Origin of the sequence: Herbaspirillum sp. NPDC087042 (genome assembly GCF_044745245.1) — a bacterium.
Classification (GTDB): domain Bacteria; phylum Pseudomonadota; class Gammaproteobacteria; order Burkholderiales; family Burkholderiaceae_D; genus Herbaspirillum.
Window position 1 is genome coordinate 112,040 of sequence record NZ_JBIUZW010000014.1, and the last position, 20,546, is coordinate 132,585.

Sequence of the window (20,546 nt, forward strand, 5' to 3'; positions counted from 1 at the left end):
TTATCCTCAGAGGGCAGTGGAGGGGGTGAGCTTGAAGGGCAGGTAAGGGTGGTGGTCATCGTTGCCTTGCAGGCTGGCGAAGCGGCAACGCAGGAAATTGACGACTTCCTTGAGCAGGGGCAGATGCGTGCTCAAGGCGCCATGGGTGATGCCGGCAAAGCGCGAGACCTGCGTCGGCACGCCGGCGCGGATCAGGCTGGAGGCGTATTTCTCCGCCTCGGGGCAGAGCACGTCGCGTTCGGCGGTGGCGATGAAGGCGGCTGGCAAGCCCGCCAGGCGGCTCACTTCCAGCGGCGCGGCATAGGGATGCAGGCGCTGCATGGTCTGCGGCAGGTACTGGCGATAGCTGGCGGCGCACTTCTCGGCGGTGAGGTCCGATTGCAGGCGGCCGGCGTCGCCGATCATGCGCATGCTCGGGTCCAGCATGGGGCTGATCAGGATCTGCGCGGCCAGCGGCTTGCCGCAGCGGTCGCGGGTCATCAGCGTCAGGGCCACGGCCAGGCCGCCGCCGGCGTCGTCACCGGCGACCACCATGCGGGCCAGGTCCACGCCGATCTCGGCGGCATGCTTGCAGGCCCAGGTGGCGGCGGCGAAGGCATCTTCGGGCGCGGCCGGGAAGGGTTTGGCCGGGGCCAGCGCGTAGCCCACCGACAACACCACGGCTTGGCCGTGCTGGGCGATGAAGCGTGCCGGAGTATCGGCGTCGTCCAGCGAACCGCTGACGAAACCGCCGCCGTGGAAGTACATCACCAGCGGCAACTTGCTGTCATCGGCGGCCTCCCGCGCCGGCTGGTAGAGGCGCACCGGAATGCGCCCCAGCGGGCCGGGAACGAAGAAATTGCGGATGTTGACGGAATGCGAGCCTTGCATGATGTGCGCCTGGGCCGAAGCCACTTGTCCAAGATTGAACCGGATTGTGCGCCACAGCAGGGACTCAAATAAACACCTATAATCCAACAACACTGTTCGGTAGTTCAGAACAATCAAGGCCAGGAAATTCTTCACAATAGGGCTCCCGATAGCGATGGAAATGCCGCTGCAGCCCGTCCGGGTGGCCTGTGAAAAGGCAGTCCCGGTATTGGGGCGATACAGCGAATTTCCTTGGAATTGATGTAATTTGGTTTAAATTGAAGTGGATTTGGCGGTTTTTTGCCGTATCCATCCAGCATGGCAAGTCGGCGCGCCGGGGGCGGCGCCTCGTTCCATACCGCGTTTTGTCCTGCCCCCGTCTGCCGCCCCGGTCATCTCCGGGGAGATGGCACCAAGGAGAGAGCGATGGACCGTTTCCAGGCCATGCAGGTATTTACCGCCGTGGTGGATGCCAACAGCTTCACACGAGCTGCCGACAACCTGAATTTGCCGCGTACCACCGTCACCACCCTGATCCAGGGACTGGAGAGCATGCTGCAGGTGCGCCTGCTCAACCGCACCACCCGCCGCATCAGCCTCACCCCCGATGGCGCGGCCTACTACGAGCGTTGCGTGCGCATCCTGGCCGACGTCGATGAAACCGAACAATCCTTCCGCAACGTCACGCGCGGCCCGCAAGGGCGACTGCGCATCGACGTTCCGGGCTCGGTGGGGCGCCTGTTGCTGTTGCCCAACCTGTGCGACTTCTATACCAAGTACCCCGACATCGAACTGGTCATGGGCATGGGGGATCGCCCGGTGGACATGGTGCAGGAGGCGGTCGACTGCGTGATCCGCATCGGCGAGCTGCAGGATTCGTCGATGGTGGCGCGCCGCATCGGCACCTTCCAGACCGTCACCTGTGCCGCGCCGTCCTACCTAGAGCGCCATGGCGTGCCGCATACCATCGAGGACCTGGCGCAGCACAAGTCGGTCCATTATTTCTCCAGCCGCACCGGCCGCACCATCGACTGGGATTTCGTGGTCGATGGCGTCACGCGCGAGGTGAAGATGGATGGCAAGCTCTCGGTCAATGACGGCGATGCCTATGTGGAATGCGCCCTGCAGGGATTCGGCATGGTGCAGGCGCCGCTCTACATGGTCACGCGTCACATCGAGGAAGGCCGCCTGGTCGAGTTGCTCTCGCAATGGAAGCCGGCGCCCTTGCCGATCTCGGTGGTCTATCTGCACAACCGCCATCTCTCGCCCAAGGTGCGTGCCTTCGTCGACTGGGTGGCCGAGCTGTTCTCCACCTGCCCGCTGCACAAGGCTTGCACCATGGGCATGGAAGACGACGAGTGCCGCTTCGTCAACAAGTCCGAGCAGACCACGGTGCGTACCGTGGTCGAGCAGTACAACATCGCCGAGAGCGTGTTCTGAGTGGGATGGGTTTGTCGTGATGCTGTGGATTATGCGACGCCAGTCGCATTTTTCGCGTGCCGAAAGCTGCCGATTTCCTGCCCGATTCTCCGTTGATGCTGCTTTGCACCACCGGGTGTGCCAGCCAGCGTGGTGGATTTGCAGCGGTCGGCTTGCCGGGCAGGCATGGCGGCATACCTAATCCTGCTGATTTATTGCCTGATCCTCCAGGGGTGCCGGGTGGAGAATCAGGCAAGCCGGTGGCCGCGTTAAGCTCGCGCCACCCCCTGACTGAAAGAGCCACATGGATCTGAACCTGCACGCCGTCCACGACACTGCCCCGCTGGCCGATCCTGCCCTGGACCTTGCCGCGGCTACCACGCCGCCTGCCCAGGCCGGCGACGATCCCCGCTTCGAGGCCATGCAGCAGGAACTGCTGCAATTGCTGGACCGCTATACCACCGGCACCGAGGGCATCCTCGATACGGCCATTCCCGGCATGGCCATCTACCGCATCACCTGCCCGACCGGCCCCAAGCACGCAGTGCAGAACCCGGTCTTCGCGGTCATTGCGCAAGGCTCCAAGCGCCTGCTGATCGGCGACGAGGTCTACGAATACGATCCCATGCACTACCTGGTGGCCTCGGTGGACCTGCCGGTGGTGGGCAAGGTGATGGTGAGCAGCCCCGAGGAACCCTACCTGGGTTTGCGGCTGGAACTCGATACCCTGGAAATCGGCGCCCTGATCGGCGACGAGAACCTGCCGCTGGCCGCCAGTACGGTCAGCACCGACAGCGCCGCGCGCGGCCTGTATGTGAACCGGCTCGACGTGCAATTGCTGGACGCGGTGCTGCGACTGCTGCGGCTGCACGAGACGCCACGCGACGTCCCCATCCTGGCGCCGATGATACGGCGCGAGATCCTCTATCGCCTGCTGATGAACGGCCAGGGCGCGCTGCTGCGCCAGACCGTGCTGCAGGATAGCCAGATGAACCGCATCGCCAAGGCCATCCGCCTGATCCGCGACGGCTACGACCAGGCCCTGCGGGTGGAAGAGATCGCGCGCGACGTGCACATGAGCGTGTCCTCGCTGCATCACCATTTCAAGCTGGTGACGGCGATGAGTCCCTTGCAGTACCAGAAGAACCTGCGCCTGCAGGAAGCGCGCAAGCTCATCCTCACCGCCGACGCCAGCGTGGCCACGGCGGCGCACCTGGTGGGCTACGAGAGTTCGTCGCAGTTCAGCCGCGAATACAGTCGCCTCTTCGGCGCGCCGCCGCTGCGCGACAAGCGCCGCTGGCAGGAGGAAGAAGCGCCGCTGTTGTAGGCTGTCAGCAGGAGTCGGCGTGGAGCGCTAGAATCGTTGTCCGGTTTATCTTATCCACAAGCCTTCACCATCCACGTTCAACGGAGACAGCATGCACTATCGTCGCCTCGGCAAGAGCAATCTCAAAGTATCGGCCCTGTGCCTGGGATCCATGATGTTCGGTGACCAGACCGACCTGCAGGAGTCTGGCCGCATCGTCGCGTCGGCACGCGAGCACGGCGTCAATTTCATCGATACCGCCGACGTCTATACCAAGGGCAAGTCCGAGGAAATCGTCGGCAAGCTGCTGGCCGGGCAGCGCCATGAGTGGGTGCTGGCCAGCAAGCTGGGCAATCCGATGAGCGGCAGGCCCAACGAATCCAACTATTCGCGCAACTGGATCCTGCGCGAGACCGACAATATCCTGCGCCGTCTCGATACCGACTATCTGGATATCCTCTACATGCACCGCGACTACCAGGACGAGAACCTGGAAGAAGCCGTGCAAGCCCTGGGCGACCTGATCCGCGCCGGCAAGATCCGTGGCTTTGGCGTCTCCAACTTCCGTGGCTGGCGCATCGCCGAGATCGCGCGCCTGTGCGAGAAGAACCATGTGCCGCTGCCGCTGGTGTGCCAGCCCTACTACAACCTGCTGAACCGTCAGCCCGAGGTGGAAATCCTGCCGGCCTGCGCGCACTACGGCCTGGGTGTGGTGCCCTACAGCCCGATCGCGCGCGGCGTGCTGACCGGCAAGTACCAGCCGGGCCAGAAGCCGCCCGAAGACACGCGCGCCGGCCGTGGCGACAAGCGCATGATGGAAACCGAATTCCGCGAAGAGTCGCTGCTGATCGCGCAACGCCTGCAACAGCATTGCGAGGCGCGCGGCATCAAGCTGGGCCAGTTCGCCACCGCCTGGGTGCTGGCCAATTCGGCCATCAGCAGCGTCATCGCCGGCCCGCGCACGCTGGCGCAGATGGAGGATTACTACGACGCCGCCGAGCTGGCGATCAGCGCCGAGGAAGAGGCCCTGGTCGATAGCCTGGTCACGCCCGGTCATGCCTCCACGCATGGCTATAACGATCCCAACTATCCGTTCTTCGGGCGGGTGGTGCGGGGCTGATCCACCCCTTGCAAGACGTGGGGGCCGGCGCCTGGCCGGCCCCTCCGTCATTCATGCCGGGCGTCTTGCTGCAGTGATTCCTGCCTGGTGCCGAGAGCACTGCGGCATCCTCTCCCTCCATTCTCATTTCCACTGCCGACGCTGATGGGCGCTTCCGGGCGCGCAGGCGGGTATCCGCTCGCCCTGTCCGGTAGTGTCATGGCGCAATGTCGCCGGTGGTTGCCTGCCTGCGACGCCGCTGTCAGATGAATCCGATTTGTTTTGCAATAACAAATAAGTTCGCTTATGGTTAACGCGCTGCGCCCATGACGGCGGCGGCACGTCGACCTTCCATGCCGTCGCAGAACGGCCGAGGTCTTGCACAACAACAAGATTCTGGAGACCAGCATGAGCATTCAGGCGTCCAATACGCCCTTGGCGGGGACGAATCCATCCACCAGCAGTACGGCAGCAGCGGAAAGCACCTATCGCAAGGTGTGGCGACGTATCGTTCCCTTCCTGTTCATTTCCTATGTGATTGCCATCCTCGACCGCAACAATATCGGTTTCGCGCAGTTGCAGATGAAGCAGGATCTAGGCTTGACCGATGCGATGTACAGCCTGGGGGCCGTGATCTTCTTCGTCGGCTATTTCCTCTTCGAAGTCCCCAGCAACATGCTGCTGCACAGGTTCGGCGCGCGTCTGAGCTTTGCACGGATCATGGTGCTGTGGGGGCTGTCATCGGTGCTGATGGTGCTGGTGAGCGATACCACCCATTTCTACCTCCTGCGTTTTCTGCTGGGGGTGTTCGAGGCAGGATTCTTCCCCGGGGTGGTGTTCTACCTGACGTTCTGGTTCCCGGGCAAGCGCCGCGCCGGCGTGCTCTCCTGGTTCTATGCGGGGGTGGCGGTGGCCGGCGTGCTGGGCGGACTGGTGTCGGGCTGGATCATGCGCCACCTGGGCGGCGTGGCCGGCTACTACGGCTGGCAGTGGATGTTTGCGCTGGAAGGCGCGCCGGCCGTCGTGCTGGGTCTGCTGGCACTGGTGGTGCTCAAGGACCGTCCCGCCGATGCACCCTGGCTGCAGGAGAGCGAGAAGCACCTGATCCAGAACGAACTGGCAGCCGAGAGGGCGCTTCACCCAGGCAGCGACGATCATTCCGCGCTGGCGGCCTTGCGCAATCCCATGGTGTATGGCTTTGCCTTCGTCTACTTCTGCCTGACCTCGGGGCTGTTGCTGCTGCTGTTCTGGATGCCTTCCATGATCAAGGATCTGGGCATCCAGGACATCGTCCAGATCAGCCTGTACTCCGCCATTCCCAATGCCGTGGGGGCGGTTGGCGTGATCCTGCTGGCGCGTCATTCAGACCGGCAACGCGAGCGCCATTGGCACTTCGTCTTGTCCATCGTCGCAGCAGCGATCTCGCTGGTGGTCATGACCCTGCATCCGGCCAGCCTGTTGGTGTCGCTGCTGTTATTGGCGGTGGCGGCGGTGTCGATCTATGGCGCCCATCCCATCTTCTGGGCGGTGCCATCGACCGTGTTCCGTGGCGCGGGCGCCGCGGCCAGCATTGCGCTGGTCAGCAGCATCGGGGTGTCCAGCGGGATGATCACACCGTGGATCATCGGCCAGATCAAGACCTATACCGGCAGCATGGATTACGCCTTCTATTTCGTCGCGGCTTTGCTGCTGGCCAGTGCGGTGGTGATGTCGCGACTGTTGAGGCGCACGGGGCAGCATTGACGACAAGGACAGGCGATTACGCGTCGTCATCACGCAAGATGGTCTCGAAGTCTTGCCCGCCGTAGAAGATGCCGATGATGGAGACAAGTTCCGGTGCGACATCGTAGGCGATGACTGTCCGCTTCTTGTAGTGGGTGAGGCGCAGGCCCGCTCGCACATCGTCTCGCTGTATCCCCCGGAGGGGAAGTGTGCGCAGGCCTTCGCAGTAGTTCACGATGGCGTCGGTGTAGCGGGCCGCTAGCTCTGGTGAGGCGGCCTGCGCAATGTATCGGTACAGTTCGACAAGTTGTTCCTGGGCTTCGGGGCTGAAGACAACGCGAAAATTCATCGCGTCTTGGCGTGCTCGGCGGCCAGGCGGGCGCGTAGCTGGTCGGCGCTGATGGCGCGTGAAGGGTCAGCCTTCAAGGCGTCATAGGCCGGGCCAACCTGATTGTTCAGCCAGTTTTCCACGGCGCGATCGCGCGCCAGCAAGGTACGCAGTCCGTCGCGTATTACTTCGCTTTCGCTGGCATATTCACCACTACGCACCTTGCTCTTGACCACGTCTGCCATCTCGTTGGGCAGGGTGATGCTCATTTGCTGGGTTGTTCGCATGGCGGACTCCTTCCCTGTGGATAAGATTTAATCCTACTGCCGAAAGGGCCATCTGTCCATGCTGCCAAACAGGAAGGAGTCAGGCGCCTCAACGTAGCGCGCCAATGCGCCTCGCACTCTCCGCCTTGATCTGCTGGATGTCGGTACCCGGCACCACCAGGTCCATGCCGATGGCCTTCATGCGCTGGGCCATGTCCATGGTGCCGGCGAAGATGCCCACGTACTTGCCCAGCGCGCGTGCCTGGGACAGCAGGGCATCGATGGCTTCGTTCAGGCGCGGATGGTCGTAGGCGTCCGGGGCCAGGCCCAGTTCGATGGCCAGGTCGCTGGGGCCGATGAAGATGCCGTCCAGGTCGGGTACCTGCAGGATGGCCTGGGCGTTGGCGTAGCCTTCGCGGGTCTCGATCATCGCCAGGGTCAGGATGGTGCGGTTGGCGTGGGCGAAATAATCCGCGCCGCCGTAGAGGAAGCCGCGTGCCGGGCCATAGCTGCGTCCGCCGCGCGGTGAGTAGTGACAGGCGCGCACGAAGCGTTCGGCATCGTCGGCGGTGTTGATGAGCGGGCAGATCACGCCATAGGCGCCGGCGTCGAGCAGCTTGTTGATCTCGCCCAGGCCGTTCTCGCAGCAGCGCACCAGCGGCACCGCCTGGGTGCTGGAGATGGCCTGCAGCATGGGCAGGGCCGATTCGATCGAGAACGGGCCGTGTTGCAGGTCCACCGTGACGGCATCATAGCCGCTGTGCGCCACCACCTCGGCCAGCAGCGAATTGCCCATCGATATCCAGCCCGAGAGAGCCAGGGTCTTTTGTGCGAACAGGGTGCGCAACCGGTTTTCCCGCATGTTCCGTCTCCATGGTTGAGCCAGCCGTGCGGCTGGCGATGTGCCATGTTAAGTCCGAACGCGACGGCCACGCATGAAAACTCTTCAGGCCATCAGGCCATCAGGCCGCATAGCGGAACGGCGCGTCGTCGATGGCGCGGCTGCGGCCGGCGATCTGGTCGGCCAGCAGCGCCGCGCTGCCGCAGGCCAGGGTCCAGCCCAGCGCGCCCTGACCGATGTTGAGGTAGAGATTGCCCACCGGCGAGGCGCCGACGATGGGCACGCCACTGGGCGTGGCCGGACGGAAACCCGTCCACGGCGACAGCGTCGCATCTTCGCCCAGCTTGCAGTCGGGGAAGAGTTCGGCCATGCCGCTCTTGAGTTCGTCGATGGCGCGCTGGGGAATGCTGCGGTCCCGGCCCACCAGTTCGATGCGGCCCGCCACGCGCAGGCGCTGGCCCAGGCGGGCGTAGACGATCTTGCGCGAGATGTCGGTGATGGAGACCTGTGGCGCGGCCGCACGGCTGACCTCGTCTTCCAGCGGCACGGTGATGCTGTAGCCCTTGAGCGGATAGAGCGGCAGCGACAGCCCCACCTGGCGGGCGAAGTCGGCGCTCTCGGCGCCCAGGGAGAGCACGAAACGGTCGGCGCGGATCCATTCGTCGCCGGCCTGTACGGCCTGCAAGGCGCCCGCCTGCATGCGCGCGGCGCTCACGCGGGTATTGCCGATGAAGCGGAAGTTGGGATCGGCTTGCATCACCTCCACCAGCGCGCGGCAGAACTGCGGGCAGTCGCCGGCTTCTTCGCTGGGGGTGTAGACGCCACCGGCCCAGTCGCGTCGCGAGCGGCCCAGCGAGGGCTCGATGCGGATGCAGGCGGCCGCGCCCAGCACTTCCTGCTGGCAGCCGTATTGCGCCTGGAATTGCACCTGTTGCGCGGCGGCGTCCAGGCCCTGGGTATCGGTGAACATCACCAGCTTGCCCGAGCGCAGGTAGTCGAACTGCAGGTTCAGGCCGGCATTCCACTGGGTCAACTGGTCGCGGCTATAGAAGGCCAGGTTGAGCAGATCGATGGTGGTGCGGCGCACGCGCTGGGCATTGCAGCAGCGCAGGAATTCGAACAGCCAGCGGTACTGGGCCGCCTCCAGCGTGGGCCGCAGGGTCAGCGGCGAATCCTTGCTGAAGGTGTAGTAAGCCCACTTGGACCAGACCGACGGGTCGGCCAGCGGTGCCACATAGGAGTAGCTCAACTGGGCGCCGTTGCCCTGGCTGGTGCCGGCGCCGGGCTGGTCGCGCTCGTCGATCAGGCTGACCTGGTGGCCATCCTGGAGCAGACGGTAGGCAGTGGTCACGCCGATCACGCCGGCGCCCATTACGCAGATATGCATGGTGTTTCGTCAAAGTCAGTGAAGAACCGGCGGCCAGGCCGCATCGGTCCAAACAGACTACCGAAGAGCCACGCGAGTGTCACATGCCGAATCGGCATGAACTTGTGCGCACTTGCAAAACCGTTTTGCGGTCATTGATGACCGGGAAGTGCCCATGCTGCGCTACAATAGCGCCCGATGCAGGCCAGACAGCCGCTGGCCCCGTTCGCAAGGATGGGGCGGGAGGAAGGTCCGGACTCCACAGAGCAGGGTGACGGTTAACGACCGTCCGCCGAAAGCCGGTGCAAGCCGGTATAAGGCGAGGAATAGGGCCACAGAGACGAGCGTATTAAGTTACGGTGAAACGCGGTAACCTCCACCCGGAGCAATTTCAAATAGGCACGCGTTGATGTGGCTCGCGGAGCGTGCGGGTAGAAAGCTTGAGCGGCGGGGCAATCCGTCGCCTAGAGGAATGGCTGTCATAGCGGGTTTCCGCCGTAACAGAATCCGGCCTACCGGCCTGCTTCATTGAATTCATCCCCTTCATAACAAGACTGCGGCCCGTGGGCACTGCGGGTTCCGCGCGAGACACCCAGGAGCCCCATGAACCCATCCGTCGCACCTGTTGCCCCCGTGGTATTTGAAGAACTGACGGCCGCCAATGGCCGTCGCATCGGCGTGGCCACGCTGGCTTCCGAGAAGACCCTGCATGCCATCTCGCTGGAGATGGTCAAGCTGCTCACGCCCCAGTTGCGCCAGTGGCAGGCCGATCCGGGCGTGGCCATGGTGATCCTGCAGGCCCAGGGCGAGAAGGCCTTCTGCGCCGGCGGCGACCTGCAGCATCTCTACCGCTCCATGCGCGAGCACCATGCCGCGCCGGATCGCGACGATATCCGTGGCAACCGTTACGCGGCCGAGTTCTTCGAGCATGAATACCGCCTGGACTATCTTATCCACAGCTTCTCCAAGCCCATCCTGTGCTGGGGGCACGGCATCGTGATGGGCGGCGGCATCGGCCTGATGGCCGGTTGCAGTCACCGCGTGGTCACCGAAAAGTCGCGCCTGGCCATGCCCGAGATCACCATCGGCCTGTATCCCGATGTGGGCGGCAGTTGGTTCCTGGCGCGCATGCCGGGCAAGACCGGTGTGTTCCTGGCCCTGACCGGGGCCAACCTCAATGCCAACGATGCGCTCTTCGCCGGCCTGGCCGATTATCGCGTGGCGCATGCGTCCAAGGCGGCAGTGATCGATGCCCTGCTGTCGCAGGACTGGGGACAGGGCCGGGATGCCGAGCTGCTGGATCGTGTGCTGGCCGCTGCCCAGGCATCCAGCCAGGCGGGTGGGGCGGGCTTTGCGCCGTCCAACCTGCTGGGTCATCTCGACCAGATCGAGGCGCTGTGCCGCCAGCCCAGCCTGCCGGAGATCGTCGAGGGCATCCTGGCGCTGCAGACCGAAGATCCCTGGCTGCTCAAGGCCATCGCCACGCTGCGCGCGGGATCGCCCGGCTCGGCCTGGCTGGGCTACGCCCTGCAGAAGCGGGTACGCCATCTGTCGCTGGCACAGGTGTTCCGGCTGGAATTCGTGGTGTCGCTGCATTGCGCGGCGCGTCCCGACTTCGTGGAGGGCATCCGCGCGCTGATCATCGAGAAGGACCAGAAGCCGCAGTGGCGACCGGCGTCGCTGGCCGAGGCCACGCCGCAGTGGGTGGAAGGCTTCTTCGCCGACCCCTGGCCGGCACAGGAGCATCCGCTGGCCGACCTGGGCGCCTGAGGCGCCGTAGCCGGAAAAAACGGCCTGGGCCGCGCTTACAGGCCCAGGTCAGACAGCCCCGGATGGTCGGCCGGGCGTGGCCCCGAGCGGTCCCAGTGGAACTTGCGCTCGGACTGGCTGATCGGCAGGTCATTGATGGAAGCATGGCGCAGACGCATCAGGCCATGCTCATCGAATTCCCAATTCTCGTTGCCATAGGAACGGAACCAGTTCCCCGAATCGTCGTGCCATTCGTAAGCGAAGCGCACGGCGATGCGGTTGCCTTCGTACGCCCAGACTTCCTTGATGAGCCGGTAATCCTGCTCGCGCACCCACTTGCGGGTGAGAAAACCGACGATCTCGGCCCGGCCGTGGATGAAGTCGGCGCGGTTGCGCCAGCGGCTGTCCTCGGTATAGGCCAGCGAGACGCGCTGCGGGTCGCAGGAATTCCAGGCGTCCTCGGCGGCGCGCGCTTTCTGGATGGCGGTCTCGCGAGTGAAGGGCGGCAGCGGTGGGCGTTGGGCGGGGCTGTTCATCGACGGTCTCCTGGGCTGGTTGGGTGGCTGGCGAAAATTCTAGGCGCCGCCAGGAGCCTTGGCAAACGCAGACTGCGCTTGCAGCAGATGGACGAGGCTGTATGCGCCAGGGAGCGTGGCAACTGTACTGGAAACGGGGAGGTCGATACGGCGGGAGGGGGATGGCCGCTTGCTGCAGGGGGAGGGGACAGCTGGCCGACCCTGGCGGGTCGGCCTCGATTTGAATGCCCTGAACGAGGTTCATGGCATTCAAATGCGGGAATTATTTCTTCTTCTTGTTCACGGCTTCCTTGAAAGCCTTGCCAGCCGAGAACTTGACGGTGGTCGCAGCAGCGATCTTGATCTCTTCGCCGGTTTGCGGGTTACGGCCGGTGCGGGCAGCACGCTTGCCGGTCGAGAAGGAACCGAAGCCAACCAATTGCACGGTATCGCCCTTGGTCACGGCCTTGATGATGTTCTCGATGACGGAGTCCAGCGCGCGCTGGGCTGCAGCCTTGGAGATCTCGGTGTCGGCGGCGATAACGTCAACCAATTCAGATTTGTTCACTTTTAAATTCCTTTCACTGTTAAGGTGCCGAGATTTTAGCACTGTAATGAGCCGGATCAGCAAGCCCTATCTGCGTTTTCAGCCGATTTGACCTGGTCGAAACCGATCTCGATTGAAAAAAATCGATGTGCTTTTCAGCGGTGGCGAACGGCTTGGAAAAAAACCGTCTGGCTTATCGATATTCCCAAAGACACGGATAGTAAAAGTAGGTCGGCGGAGAAGTCAAAGCAAAAACGCATGCGCTCTTTGATTTCTCGAAGATTTGATCAGGATTTACCAAGCGGGATCTGAAATTTTCTGCGCTATCCTGAAACTAAAGTTGCAGCGCAAAATCCATGTCCATTTCTCTTTCCACTCGCAAATCCGACCCGCCATCCGGATGCCATTTCCGCTAGTCCATTGATGCCCGGAAAGCGTGCACGCCAGCTCGGCCATGGCGCGCAAATGCCCGCCGTTACGCAATTTTGACGATAAACACATGTGTATATCTCAGGTTGCACCTTTAATGTAAATCCTAAGTCCTTCATTTTCTTCGAAAAACTTCAAGAAACGGGTTTTTAAGGAGTTGCGCTAAGTCTTTGACTTTATTGGCAAAATCCCGGTTTTTCGCCACGTATACCGCTTGACCTGTCATAGTGCATCCTCTAAAGTGGGCGGCAGTGTCAAAAAGTGTTTTTTTGTGGGGCATTTTGCAAATCCGTTTGCATTTGTCTGAATGACAAGACGCTGAAAAAAACACCCCCCGATCAGCAATCTCGCTCGCCACCGGCGAAGGAAGAAACGACAGTGTTCCAGGGCGCGTCAGCACTCAATCTCGATGCCAAAGGACGGATGACCATTCCGGCCAAGCATCGTGACGCCCTGATTGTGCAGTGCGAGGGCCGTGCCACCGTCACGCGCCATCCGCATGGCTGCCTGTTGTTCTTCCCCCGTCCGACCTGGGAGACGCATCGCGAACAGATCGCCAACTGGCCGATGTCGGCCCGTGCCTGGCAGCGCATCTTCCTGGGCAATGCCCAGGATGTGGAGCTCGACGGCGCCGGTCGCATCCTGATCGCGCCTGAGTTGCGCGCTGCCGTTGGTCTGCAGCGCGACGTGATGTTGCTGGGCATGGGGAGTCATTTCGAGATCTGGGATGCCGTCAAGCTGGCCGAAAGCGAAGCCGAGGCCGTGGCGGGTGGCATGCCGGATGTGTTGAGTAATTTTTCCTTCTGACGGCCGCACAAGATGAATCTGCAACCGGTGCCCGAACTGCAGCACCGCACCGTGCTGTTGGAAGAAGCCGTGGACGCGCTGGCCATTGAGGGTGAGCGCGCCAACGGCGTCTATCTGGACGGGACCTTCGGTCGCGGCGGTCATAGCCGCGCCATCCTGTCCAAGCTGGGCCCGCATGGCCGGCTGATCGCATTTGACAAGGACCCGTTGGCCATCGCCACGGCGCAGAAGATCGAGGACGCGCGCTTCAGCATCGTCCACGACAGCTTCGCGACCATGGACGAAGCCCTTGCCGCGCGCGGCATTGCGCAGGTCGACGGGGTATTGATGGATTTGGGCATTTCGTCGCCGCAGGTGGATGACGCAGCACGCGGCTTCAGCTTTCGCCTGGATGGCCCGCTGGACATGCGCATGGATACCACGCGCGGTGTGTCGGCAGCGGATTGGCTGGCAACGGCAGACGAACAGACGATTGCAAAGGTGATACGAGATTATGGGGAAGAACGGTTTGCTGTTCAGATTGCAAAGAAGATTGTTGCTGGCCGGGCAATCGAGCCAATTTCAAGCACACGACAGCTTGCCGCGCTCGTGGCACAAGCCGTCAAAACCCGCGAGAAAGGCAAAGACCCGGCCACTCGTACATTTCAGGCTGTACGGATTTTCGTCAATCAAGAGCTTGAAGAACTCGAAGTAGGACTGGAAAAAGCGTATCGGCAGATGGCGCAGCACGGGAGATTGGTTGTGATCAGCTTTCACTCGCTGGAAGATCGCATCGTCAAGCAGTTCATGGCCTCCAAGGCCCATGCGCCGCAGCCCGACCGTCGCCTGCCGATCCGCGCGGCCGACCTGCCGCGCGCTGATGCGCGCCTGCTGGCGCGGGTCATGCCCAGCGACGCCGAGGTCGAGTCCAATCCCCGTGCCCGCTCGGCGGTCATGCGCGGCCTGGAACGCGTCACCCCCATTCTGTCCCCCACTTCCGGATCGGGAGCCCAGGCATGACCGGGCGCCTGTGCCTTCTGCTGACCATCATCCTGGTGGGTTGCGCGCTGTCGGTTGTCAGCGCCCAGTACAAGGCACGCAGCCTGTTCATCGAACTGGAGCGCTCCCAGAGCGCGGCCCGCCAGCTCGACGTGGACTGGGCACAATTGCAGCTGGACCAGTCCACGCTGGGCAAGAATGCCCGCATCGAGGAACTGGCCCGGCGCGACCTGGGCATGGTGCCGCTGACTGCGGCGCGCACCCAATACCTGACCGTGGGGGCTAGATGACCAAGATGCCCCCCCGCACCAATGTCTCAGGCGCGCGCGTGGCGGCCTCCAAGGGTGTGGCCTTCTCGTCCAATCCCATCCTTCAGGTCAAGCTGCCGGCGTGGCGCTCGCGCTTCGTCATGTTTGCCCTGTTCATCGCCTTCGTGGCACTGGTGGCGCGGGCCTTCTGGCTGCAGGGCATCTCCACCGACTTCCTGCAGAAGCAGGGCGCCTCGCGCTACGCGCGTACGCTGGAATTGCCCTCCACGCGTGGCAAGATCACCGACCGCAATGGCCAGGTGCTGGCCTCGTCGGTGCCGGTCAAGGCGATCTGGGCCATCCCTGAAGACGTGCAGGCCGCTCCCAAGGAAAAGCTGGTCGAGCTGGCCAAGCTGCTGGAGATGAGCGACGCCGACCTGCGCAAGAAGCTCGATTCGGACCGCAGCTTCGTCTACCTCAAGCGCCAGGTCGAGCAGGATGCCGCCGACAAGATCGTCAAGCTGGGCATTCCCGGCATCGAGACCCGCAAGGAATACAAGCGCTTCTACCCCGAAGGCGAGGTGATGGCGCACGTGGTCGGCTTCACCAACATCGAGGATGCCGGCCAGGACGGCATGGAGCTGGCCGCGCAGAAGACGCTGGCCGGCGTCACCGGCAGCCGCCGCGTCATCAAGGACCGCCTGGGCCGCGTGGTGGAAGACATCGAGTCCATCCGCGAGCCGCATGATGGCCGCGACCTGACCCTGTCCATCGACAGCAAGATCCAGTACATCGCCTTCACCCAGTTGAAGGAAGCGGTGGACAAGTTCAAGGCCAAGGCCGGCGGCATCATCGTGGTCGACGCCAAGACCGGCGAGGTGCTGGCCCTGGCCAACATGCCTACCTACAACCCGAATGACCGTTCGGTGCTGACCGGCGCGCAGCTGCGCAATCGCGTGGTCACCGATACCTTCGAGCCGGGCTCGACCCTCAAGCCCTTCACCGTGGCGCTGGCGCTGGATACCCATCGCGTCACGCCTGCCACCGTGTTCCAGACGGCGCCCGGCAAGATGACCATCGGCACCGCCACCATCGGCGACTCGCACGCCCACGGCCCGCTGACGGTAGCGCAGATCATCGAGAAGTCGTCCAACATCGGTACCGCCAAGATCGCGCTGGGCATGCCGCCCGAAGAGATGTGGGAAATGTTTACCACCGTCGGTTTCGGCCAGCAGCCCAAGTTCGGCTTCCCCGGCGCGGTGGCCGGCCGGGTGCGTCCGTACAAGTCCTGGCGTCCCATCGAGCAGGCCACGATGAGCTACGGCCACGGCATTTCGGTGTCGCTGATCCAGCTGGCGCATGCCTACCTGATCTTCGCCCGCAATGGCGACATCATTCCCCTGTCCTTTACCAAGGTCACCGATTCGCCCATCGGCCAGCGCGTGATCGCCGCCGATACCGCGTTGCAGATGCGCCGCATGCTGGAAACCGTGGTCGCTCCCGGCGGTACCGCGCCCCAGGCCCAGGTGCCGGGCTATCGCGTGGGTGGCAAGACCGGTACTGCCTACAAGATCGAGGGCGGCAAGTATGTGCGCAAGTATGTGGCTTCCTTCTCGGGTATCGCCCCGATGTCGGATCCGCGCCTGATCATCTCGGTGATGATCGACGAGCCGCAAGGCCAGCACTACGGCGGCCCGGTGGCCGGTCCGGTGTTCGCCAACGTGGCCGCCAATGCGCTGCGCGCCCTGAACGTACCGCCGGATTCCAGCGTGACCAATATCATCATTCCCAAAGAACCGCTTGAGGAGAGCATGTGATGCCTGAGCGCGTTCCTACCCTCCAAGAGATCGACGCCTGGCTGCGCCAGGCCGCGCCCACTGCGCAATTGACCTCCGACTCGCGCCGCGTGGCGCCGGGTGACGTGTTCTTCGCCTACGTGGGCGATGCCGATGGCCGCTCTTATATAGCAGACGCCGTCGAGCGCGGCGCTGCCGCCGTGGTCTATGAAGCCGCCGGCTATGCCTGGCCGGCCCAGATCGACGTGCCGCACCTGGCCGTGACCGACCTGAAGACCAAGGCTGGCGAGATCGCTGCCGCCTGGTATGGCCAGCCCGACCAGGGCATGCTGACCGTGGCCGTGACCGGCACCAACGGCAAGACGTCCTGCGCCTACTGGCTGGGCATTGCGCTGTCGCGCCTGGCCGGCGCCGGGCAGTCCGGTCTGGCCGGCGTGATCGGCACCCTCGGTGTGGGGACCTTCCAGGGCGGCAAGCCGCAGGGCTTCGACGTCACCGGTTACACCACGCCGGATGCGGTGCTGCTGCAACGCAGCCTGTCCAGGCTGGCCAAGGCCCGCGTCGGTGCATTGGCGATTGAGGCTTCTTCCATCGGCCTGGCCCAGGGGCGCATGAACGGCATGCATGTCGATGTGGCCCTGCTGACCAATTTCACCCGCGATCACCTGGATTTCCATGGTGACATGCAGACCTACGAAGACGCCAAGCGCCAGCTGTTCCAGTGGCCGGGCCTGAAGCATGCCGTGGTCAACCTGGACGACTCCATGGGCGTGCGCCTGCTGCCCCTGCTGGCGCAGCGCCAGGTGCCGGTGATCGGCTATGCAATTGCCGACGAGCCCAAGGACAGCAAGGGCGCGACCCCGGCCCCCGCCGGCAGCCCTCCGCACACCACCGAAGTGGCCACGCTGCTGGCCAGCCACGTCCGCAGCAGCCATGCCGGCACCGTCTTCCAGGTCGATTCGCCCTTCGGCAGCGGCCAGGTCAAGATCCAGCTGGTGGGCCGCTTCAATGTCAGCAACGTGCTGGGCATCATGGGTGTGCTGCTCGCGCAGGGCCTGGCCTGGGATACCGTCGTCGGCGCCGCTGCCGCGCTGACGGCCGCGCCCGGCCGCATGCAGCAATTCGGCGGTCCCGACGTGCCGCTGATCGTCATCGACTACGCCCACACCCCGGACGCGCTGGACAAGACCCTGTCCACCCTGCGCCAGGTGGCCACCCAGCGTGGCGGCCAGCTGTGGTGCGTGTTTGGCTGCGGTGGCGACCGTGACCCGGGCAAGCGCCCGCAGATGGGCCAGATCGCCGAGCAGGCCGACCATGTGGTGCTGACCAGCGACAACCCGCGCAGCGAAGATCCGCAAGCCATCATCGACCAGATCCGCGCCGGCATGAGCCGCGTCGAGCCGGTCCAGTTGCCCGACCGCGCCGGCGCCATCCTGTGGGCCATCCGTCACGCCACCAAGACCGACGTGGTCCTGCTGGCCGGCAAGGGTCACGAGGCTTACCAGGAAATCGCCGGCAAGAAGCTGCCCTTCCTCGATGCCGACCACGTCGCCCTGGCGCTGGCCGCGCGCTCGACCATGATGGGAGGCGCATGATGCGATTCGATTTCCGCCAGATGCTGGAATGGATCCGCACCGCCGAAGCAGCTGCCTCCGCGCACGTCACTCCGGGCGTGGTCAACGCCCCGGCGGGCGTGCTTGAATTCAATGACGTCGTCACCGATAGCCGCGCCGTGAAGCCCGGCAATGTCTTCGTCGCCCTGCGTGGCGAGCGGTTCGACGCGCATGACTTCCTCGATGCCGTGGTCGCCCAGGGCGCCGCGGCGGTGGTGGTCGAGCGGGTGCCGGCGGGCCTGTCCGTGCCGGCCATCGTGGTGCCCGACAGTCGTGCCGCCCTGGGCCAGATCGCCCACGGCTGGCGCAGCGCGCACGCGATTCCCGTCATCGGCGTGACCGGCAGCAACGGCAAGACCACCGTCAAGGAAATGATCGCCGCCATCCTTGCGGCCGCCTTCGGTGAAGACGGCTACCTGGCCACGCGCGGCAACTTCAACAACGAGATCGGCGTGCCGCTGACGCTGTTCCGCCTGCAGGCACAGCACCAGGCCGCCGTCATCGAGATGGGCATGAACCATCCGGGCGAGATCGCGGTGCTCTCGCGCATCGCCACGCCCACGCTGGGCCTGGTCAACAACGCCCAGCGCGAGCACCAGGAATTCATGACCTCGGTGGAAGCCGTGGCGCGCGAAAACGGCGCGGTGATCCGTCACCTGGCGGCCGATGGCGTGGCGGTGTTCCCGGACGATGACGATTTCACGGCGCTGTGGCGCGAGGAATCCGGCGCGCGTCGCGTGCTGACTTTCGGGCTGTCGACGCACGCCGATGTCAGCGCGCGTTACCAGTCAGGCGTTTTCGGCAGCACGCTGCAGGTCACGGTCAAGGGGCAGGCGGTGCCGACGGCGCAGTTCAAGGTCGAGCTGGCCGCCGTGGGTGAACACAACGTACGCAATGCACTGGCCGCCACGGCTTGCGCGCTGGGCGCAGGTATCCCGGTCGAGGCGGTGGTACGCGGTCTGGAAAACTTTGCCCCGGTCAATGGCCGCCTGCAACGTAAAGAGGCCATCAGCGGTGCGCTGGTGATCGACGACACCTACAACGCCAACCCCGACTCGGTGCGCGCTGCCATCGATGTCCTGGCCGCCATCGAAGGTCCGCGCCTGCTGGTGCTGGGCGACATGGGCGAGGTCGGCGACCAGGGGCCGCAGTTCCATGCCGAGATCGGCGCCTATGCGCGCAGCCGCGGTATCCCGCTGTTCTTCGGTCTGGGCGAATTGACGAAGCACGCCATCGATGCGTATGGCGATGCACGACAGGGTGTAGCACAGGCAGTACATTTCGACGACATCGCGGCCCTCAATGCCGCGGTGGCGCAGGCCGCGCCGCAAGGCGCGACCGTTTTGGTAAAAGGTTCACGCTTCATGAAGATGGAGCGAGTTGTACAGCATCTGGTCAACGTTGAATCCAACACGCAACATCAACAGGAGACCCATTAGCATGCTGGTCTGGCTCGCTCAGAATTTTCAACAGGACCTAGGCTTCTTGCGCCTGTTCAACTTCATCACCTTCCGCGCGGTGTTCGCCACCCTCACGGCGCTGCTGATCGGCATGATCGCCGGCCCGGCCGTGATCCGCATGCTCACCCGCATGAAGGTCGGTCAGGCGGTGCGCACCGACGGTCCCCAGACCCACCTGATCAAGTCCGGCACTCCCACCATGGGCGGCGTGCTGATCCTGATCGGCATCGGCATTTCCACCCTGCTGTGGGCCGACCTGTCCAACCGTTTCGTCTGGATCGTGCTGATCGTCACGCTCGGTTTCGGCGCCGTCGGCTGGGTCGATGACTACCGCAAGGTGGTCTATCGCGACCCGCAGGGCATGCGCTCGCGCGAGAAGTATTTCTGGCAGTCGCTGATCGGCCTGGTGGCCGCGGTCTACCTGGCCTTCTCGGTCTCGGAAGTGAGCAACATGAAGGTGATCGACCTGTTCGTGGCATGGGTGCGCTCCGGCTTCAGCCTGGACCTGCCGCCCAAGGCCGACCTGATCGTGCCCTTCTTCAAGACCGTGACCTATCCGCTGGGTGTGTGGGGCTTCATCGCGCTGACCTATTTCGTCATCGTCGGCACCAGTAACGCCGTCAACCTGACCGATGGCCTGGATGGCCTGGCCATCATGCCGACCGTGCTGGTGGGTGCGGCGCTGGGCCTGTTCGCCTACCTGACCGGCAATGCCGCCTATGCCAAGTACCTGTTCATCCCGCACATTCCGGGCGCAGGCGAACTGCTGATCTTCTGCGGCGCCATGGGCGGCGCGGGCCTGGCCTTCCTCTGGTACAACGCCTATCCGGCGCAGGTGTTCATGGGCGATGTCGGCGCGCTGGCGCTGGGCGGTGCACTGGGCACCATCGCGGTGATCGTGCGCCAGGAGATCGTGCTCTTCATCATGGGCGGCATCTTCGTGGTGGAGACGCTGTCGGTGATGATCCAGGTGGCTTATTTCAAGTACACGAAAAAGCGTTTCGGCACCGGCCGTCGCGTTCTGTTGATGGCGCCGCTGCACCATCACTATGAGCAGAAGGGCTGGAAGGAAACCCAAGTGGTGGTGCGATTCTGGATCATCACCATGATGCTGGTGCTGCTGGGCCTGTCGACGCTGAAGCTGCGCTGACGGCGCAGCCCGGACAGGGAAAACGGCGCCCCTAGCGATCTTTGCCAGGTGGCGCCCT

The 20,546-nt window shown here is 63.9% G+C and carries 19 protein-coding genes and 1 other RNA gene; 13 read left to right on the top strand and 7 right to left on the bottom strand.

All coding sequences use genetic code 11. The features are described from left to right. Positions 1 to 6: 6 nt before the first annotated feature. Entirely contained in the window at positions 7 to 870 is an 864-nt protein-coding gene (locus ACIPHN_RS18860; RefSeq protein ID WP_400438541.1) for an alpha/beta hydrolase fold domain-containing protein, read from the bottom strand. 405 nt (positions 871 to 1,275) lie between these two features. Here ACIPHN_RS18860 and ACIPHN_RS18865 point away from each other — a divergent pair, with 405 nt between their 5' ends. From ACIPHN_RS18865 to ACIPHN_RS18880, 4 genes are all read left to right on the top strand, one after another. Then, positions 1,276 to 2,289, top strand: a complete 1,014-nt coding sequence (locus tag ACIPHN_RS18865; RefSeq protein WP_400438544.1) for a LysR family transcriptional regulator — start codon at positions 1,276 to 1,278, stop codon at positions 2,287 to 2,289. A 283-nt stretch (positions 2,290 to 2,572) separates the two neighbouring features. Next, positions 2,573 to 3,595, top strand: a complete 1,023-nt coding sequence (locus ACIPHN_RS18870; RefSeq protein ID WP_400438547.1) for an AraC family transcriptional regulator N-terminal domain-containing protein — start codon at positions 2,573 to 2,575, stop codon at positions 3,593 to 3,595. Between the two features lie 91 nt (positions 3,596 to 3,686). Further along, entirely contained in the window at positions 3,687 to 4,694 is a 1,008-nt protein-coding gene (locus ACIPHN_RS18875) for an aldo/keto reductase (RefSeq protein WP_400438550.1), read from the top strand. A gap of 387 nt (positions 4,695 to 5,081) precedes the next feature. After that, the gene (locus ACIPHN_RS18880) at positions 5,082 to 6,416 is read left to right on the top strand and encodes an MFS transporter (RefSeq protein ID WP_400438552.1); all 1,335 of its coding nucleotides are present in this window, start codon (positions 5,082 to 5,084) and stop codon (positions 6,414 to 6,416) included. Positions 6,417 to 6,432: 16 nt separating this feature from the next. On the opposite strand, the gene ACIPHN_RS18885 is transcribed toward ACIPHN_RS18880, so the two are convergent. The 4 genes from ACIPHN_RS18885 to ACIPHN_RS18900 all read right to left on the bottom strand — a co-directional run bounded on the left by ACIPHN_RS18885 (position 6,433) and on the right by ACIPHN_RS18900 (position 9,217). Then, on the bottom strand, positions 6,433 to 6,744 hold the full coding sequence (locus ACIPHN_RS18885; protein WP_400438555.1) for a type II toxin-antitoxin system RelE/ParE family toxin: 312 nt from the start codon (positions 6,742 to 6,744) through the stop codon (positions 6,433 to 6,435). Further along, positions 6,741 to 7,010, bottom strand: coding sequence for a type II toxin-antitoxin system ParD family antitoxin (locus tag ACIPHN_RS18890; protein WP_400438558.1), 270 nt, complete (start codon positions 7,008 to 7,010; stop codon positions 6,741 to 6,743). Before ACIPHN_RS18890 ends, ACIPHN_RS18885 begins: the two co-directional genes overlap by 4 nt. 88 nt (positions 7,011 to 7,098) lie before the next feature. Continuing rightward, complete coding sequence (locus ACIPHN_RS18895) at positions 7,099 to 7,851, bottom strand: HpcH/HpaI aldolase/citrate lyase family protein (RefSeq protein WP_400438561.1); 753 nt, start codon at positions 7,849 to 7,851, stop codon at positions 7,099 to 7,101. Between the two features lie 100 nt (positions 7,852 to 7,951). Then, complete coding sequence (locus ACIPHN_RS18900; RefSeq protein ID WP_400438564.1) at positions 7,952 to 9,217, bottom strand: D-amino acid dehydrogenase; 1,266 nt, start codon at positions 9,215 to 9,217, stop codon at positions 7,952 to 7,954. 176 nt (positions 9,218 to 9,393) lie between these two features. Between ACIPHN_RS18900 and rnpB the strand changes: the two genes are divergently transcribed. Continuing rightward, positions 9,394 to 9,727, top strand: an RNA gene (rnpB, locus tag ACIPHN_RS18905) — RNase P RNA component class A. Positions 9,728 to 9,799: 72 nt separating this feature from the next. Further along, entirely contained in the window at positions 9,800 to 10,966 is a 1,167-nt protein-coding gene (locus tag ACIPHN_RS18910) for an enoyl-CoA hydratase/isomerase family protein (RefSeq protein WP_400438567.1), read from the top strand. Positions 10,967 to 11,001: 35 nt separating this feature from the next. Here the strand turns inward: ACIPHN_RS18910 and ACIPHN_RS18915 are convergent, their stop codons facing one another. Together ACIPHN_RS18915 and ACIPHN_RS18920 are read right to left on the bottom strand one after the other, a co-directional pair. Beyond that, positions 11,002 to 11,481: a DUF1348 family protein gene (locus ACIPHN_RS18915; RefSeq protein ID WP_400438570.1), complete on the bottom strand. Its 480-nt coding sequence runs from the start codon at positions 11,479 to 11,481 to the stop codon at positions 11,002 to 11,004. A 262-nt stretch (positions 11,482 to 11,743) separates the two neighbouring features. Beyond that, positions 11,744 to 12,028 (bottom strand): HU family DNA-binding protein, encoded by a 285-nt coding sequence (locus tag ACIPHN_RS18920; protein WP_006465510.1) that lies wholly within the window; start codon positions 12,026 to 12,028, stop codon positions 11,744 to 11,746. A gap of 786 nt (positions 12,029 to 12,814) precedes the next feature. On the opposite strand from ACIPHN_RS18920, the gene mraZ reads away from it, so the two are divergent. Genes mraZ through mraY form a run of 7 tightly spaced genes read left to right on the top strand, consistent with a single transcriptional unit; the run spans position 12,815 to position 20,488 of the window. Then, positions 12,815 to 13,243, top strand: a complete 429-nt coding sequence (mraZ, locus tag ACIPHN_RS18925) for a division/cell wall cluster transcriptional repressor MraZ (protein ID WP_400438574.1) — start codon at positions 12,815 to 12,817, stop codon at positions 13,241 to 13,243. A 12-nt stretch (positions 13,244 to 13,255) separates the two neighbouring features. Continuing rightward, positions 13,256 to 14,242 (top strand): 16S rRNA (cytosine(1402)-N(4))-methyltransferase RsmH, encoded by a 987-nt coding sequence (gene rsmH / locus ACIPHN_RS18930; protein ID WP_400438577.1) that lies wholly within the window; start codon positions 13,256 to 13,258, stop codon positions 14,240 to 14,242. After that, a complete protein-coding gene (gene ftsL / locus ACIPHN_RS18935) occupies positions 14,239 to 14,511 on the top strand; it encodes a cell division protein FtsL (protein WP_400438580.1) in 273 nt (90 codons plus the stop codon). Before rsmH ends, ftsL begins: the two co-directional genes overlap by 4 nt. Then, positions 14,508 to 16,286, top strand: a complete 1,779-nt coding sequence (locus ACIPHN_RS18940; RefSeq protein WP_400438583.1) for a peptidoglycan D,D-transpeptidase FtsI family protein — start codon at positions 14,508 to 14,510, stop codon at positions 16,284 to 16,286. Before ftsL ends, ACIPHN_RS18940 begins: the two co-directional genes overlap by 4 nt. Further along, positions 16,286 to 17,860, top strand: a complete 1,575-nt coding sequence (locus ACIPHN_RS18945) for a Mur ligase family protein (protein ID WP_400438586.1) — start codon at positions 16,286 to 16,288, stop codon at positions 17,858 to 17,860. Before ACIPHN_RS18940 ends, ACIPHN_RS18945 begins: the two co-directional genes overlap by 1 nt. Further along, the gene (gene murF / locus ACIPHN_RS18950) at positions 17,857 to 19,317 is read left to right on the top strand and encodes a UDP-N-acetylmuramoyl-tripeptide--D-alanyl-D-alanine ligase (RefSeq protein WP_400438589.1); all 1,461 of its coding nucleotides are present in this window, start codon (positions 17,857 to 17,859) and stop codon (positions 19,315 to 19,317) included. The genes ACIPHN_RS18945 and murF overlap by 4 nt, the downstream gene beginning before the upstream one ends. A 1-nt stretch (position 19,318) precedes the next feature. Continuing rightward, positions 19,319 to 20,488: a phospho-N-acetylmuramoyl-pentapeptide-transferase gene (mraY, locus tag ACIPHN_RS18955; protein ID WP_400438592.1), complete on the top strand. Its 1,170-nt coding sequence runs from the start codon at positions 19,319 to 19,321 to the stop codon at positions 20,486 to 20,488. Positions 20,489 to 20,546 lie beyond the last annotated feature (58 nt).

Excerpts from the sequence above, each read along its gene's own strand:
- ACIPHN_RS18865 (WP_400438544.1), top strand. The coding sequence starts at position 1,276 with ATGGACCGTTTCCAGGCCATGCAGGTATTTACCGCCGTGGTGGATGCC.
- ACIPHN_RS18895 (WP_400438561.1), bottom strand. The coding sequence starts at position 7,851 with ATGCGGGAAAACCGGTTGCGCACCCTGTTCGCACAAAAGACCCTGGCT.
- ACIPHN_RS18885 (WP_400438555.1), bottom strand. The coding sequence starts at position 6,744 with ATGAATTTTCGCGTTGTCTTCAGCCCCGAAGCCCAGGAACAACTTGTC.
- ACIPHN_RS18875 (WP_400438550.1), top strand. The coding sequence starts at position 3,687 with ATGCACTATCGTCGCCTCGGCAAGAGCAATCTCAAAGTATCGGCCCTG.
- murF (WP_400438589.1), top strand. The coding sequence starts at position 17,857 with ATGATGCGATTCGATTTCCGCCAGATGCTGGAATGGATCCGCACCGCC.
- ACIPHN_RS18900 (WP_400438564.1), bottom strand. The coding sequence starts at position 9,217 with ATGCATATCTGCGTAATGGGCGCCGGCGTGATCGGCGTGACCACTGCC.
- rsmH (WP_400438577.1), top strand. The coding sequence starts at position 13,256 with ATGAATCTGCAACCGGTGCCCGAACTGCAGCACCGCACCGTGCTGTTG.
- ACIPHN_RS18870 (WP_400438547.1), top strand. The coding sequence starts at position 2,573 with ATGGATCTGAACCTGCACGCCGTCCACGACACTGCCCCGCTGGCCGAT.
- ACIPHN_RS18910 (WP_400438567.1), top strand. The coding sequence starts at position 9,800 with ATGAACCCATCCGTCGCACCTGTTGCCCCCGTGGTATTTGAAGAACTG.
- ACIPHN_RS18880 (WP_400438552.1), top strand. The coding sequence starts at position 5,082 with ATGAGCATTCAGGCGTCCAATACGCCCTTGGCGGGGACGAATCCATCC.
- mraY (WP_400438592.1), top strand. The coding sequence starts at position 19,319 with ATGCTGGTCTGGCTCGCTCAGAATTTTCAACAGGACCTAGGCTTCTTG.
- ACIPHN_RS18945 (WP_400438586.1), top strand. The coding sequence starts at position 16,286 with ATGCCTGAGCGCGTTCCTACCCTCCAAGAGATCGACGCCTGGCTGCGC.
- ftsL (WP_400438580.1), top strand. The coding sequence starts at position 14,239 with ATGACCGGGCGCCTGTGCCTTCTGCTGACCATCATCCTGGTGGGTTGC.
- ACIPHN_RS18915 (WP_400438570.1), bottom strand. The coding sequence starts at position 11,481 with ATGAACAGCCCCGCCCAACGCCCACCGCTGCCGCCCTTCACTCGCGAG.
- ACIPHN_RS18940 (WP_400438583.1), top strand. The coding sequence starts at position 14,508 with ATGACCAAGATGCCCCCCCGCACCAATGTCTCAGGCGCGCGCGTGGCG.
- ACIPHN_RS18890 (WP_400438558.1), bottom strand. The coding sequence starts at position 7,010 with ATGCGAACAACCCAGCAAATGAGCATCACCCTGCCCAACGAGATGGCA.
- ACIPHN_RS18860 (WP_400438541.1), bottom strand. The coding sequence starts at position 870 with ATGCAAGGCTCGCATTCCGTCAACATCCGCAATTTCTTCGTTCCCGGC.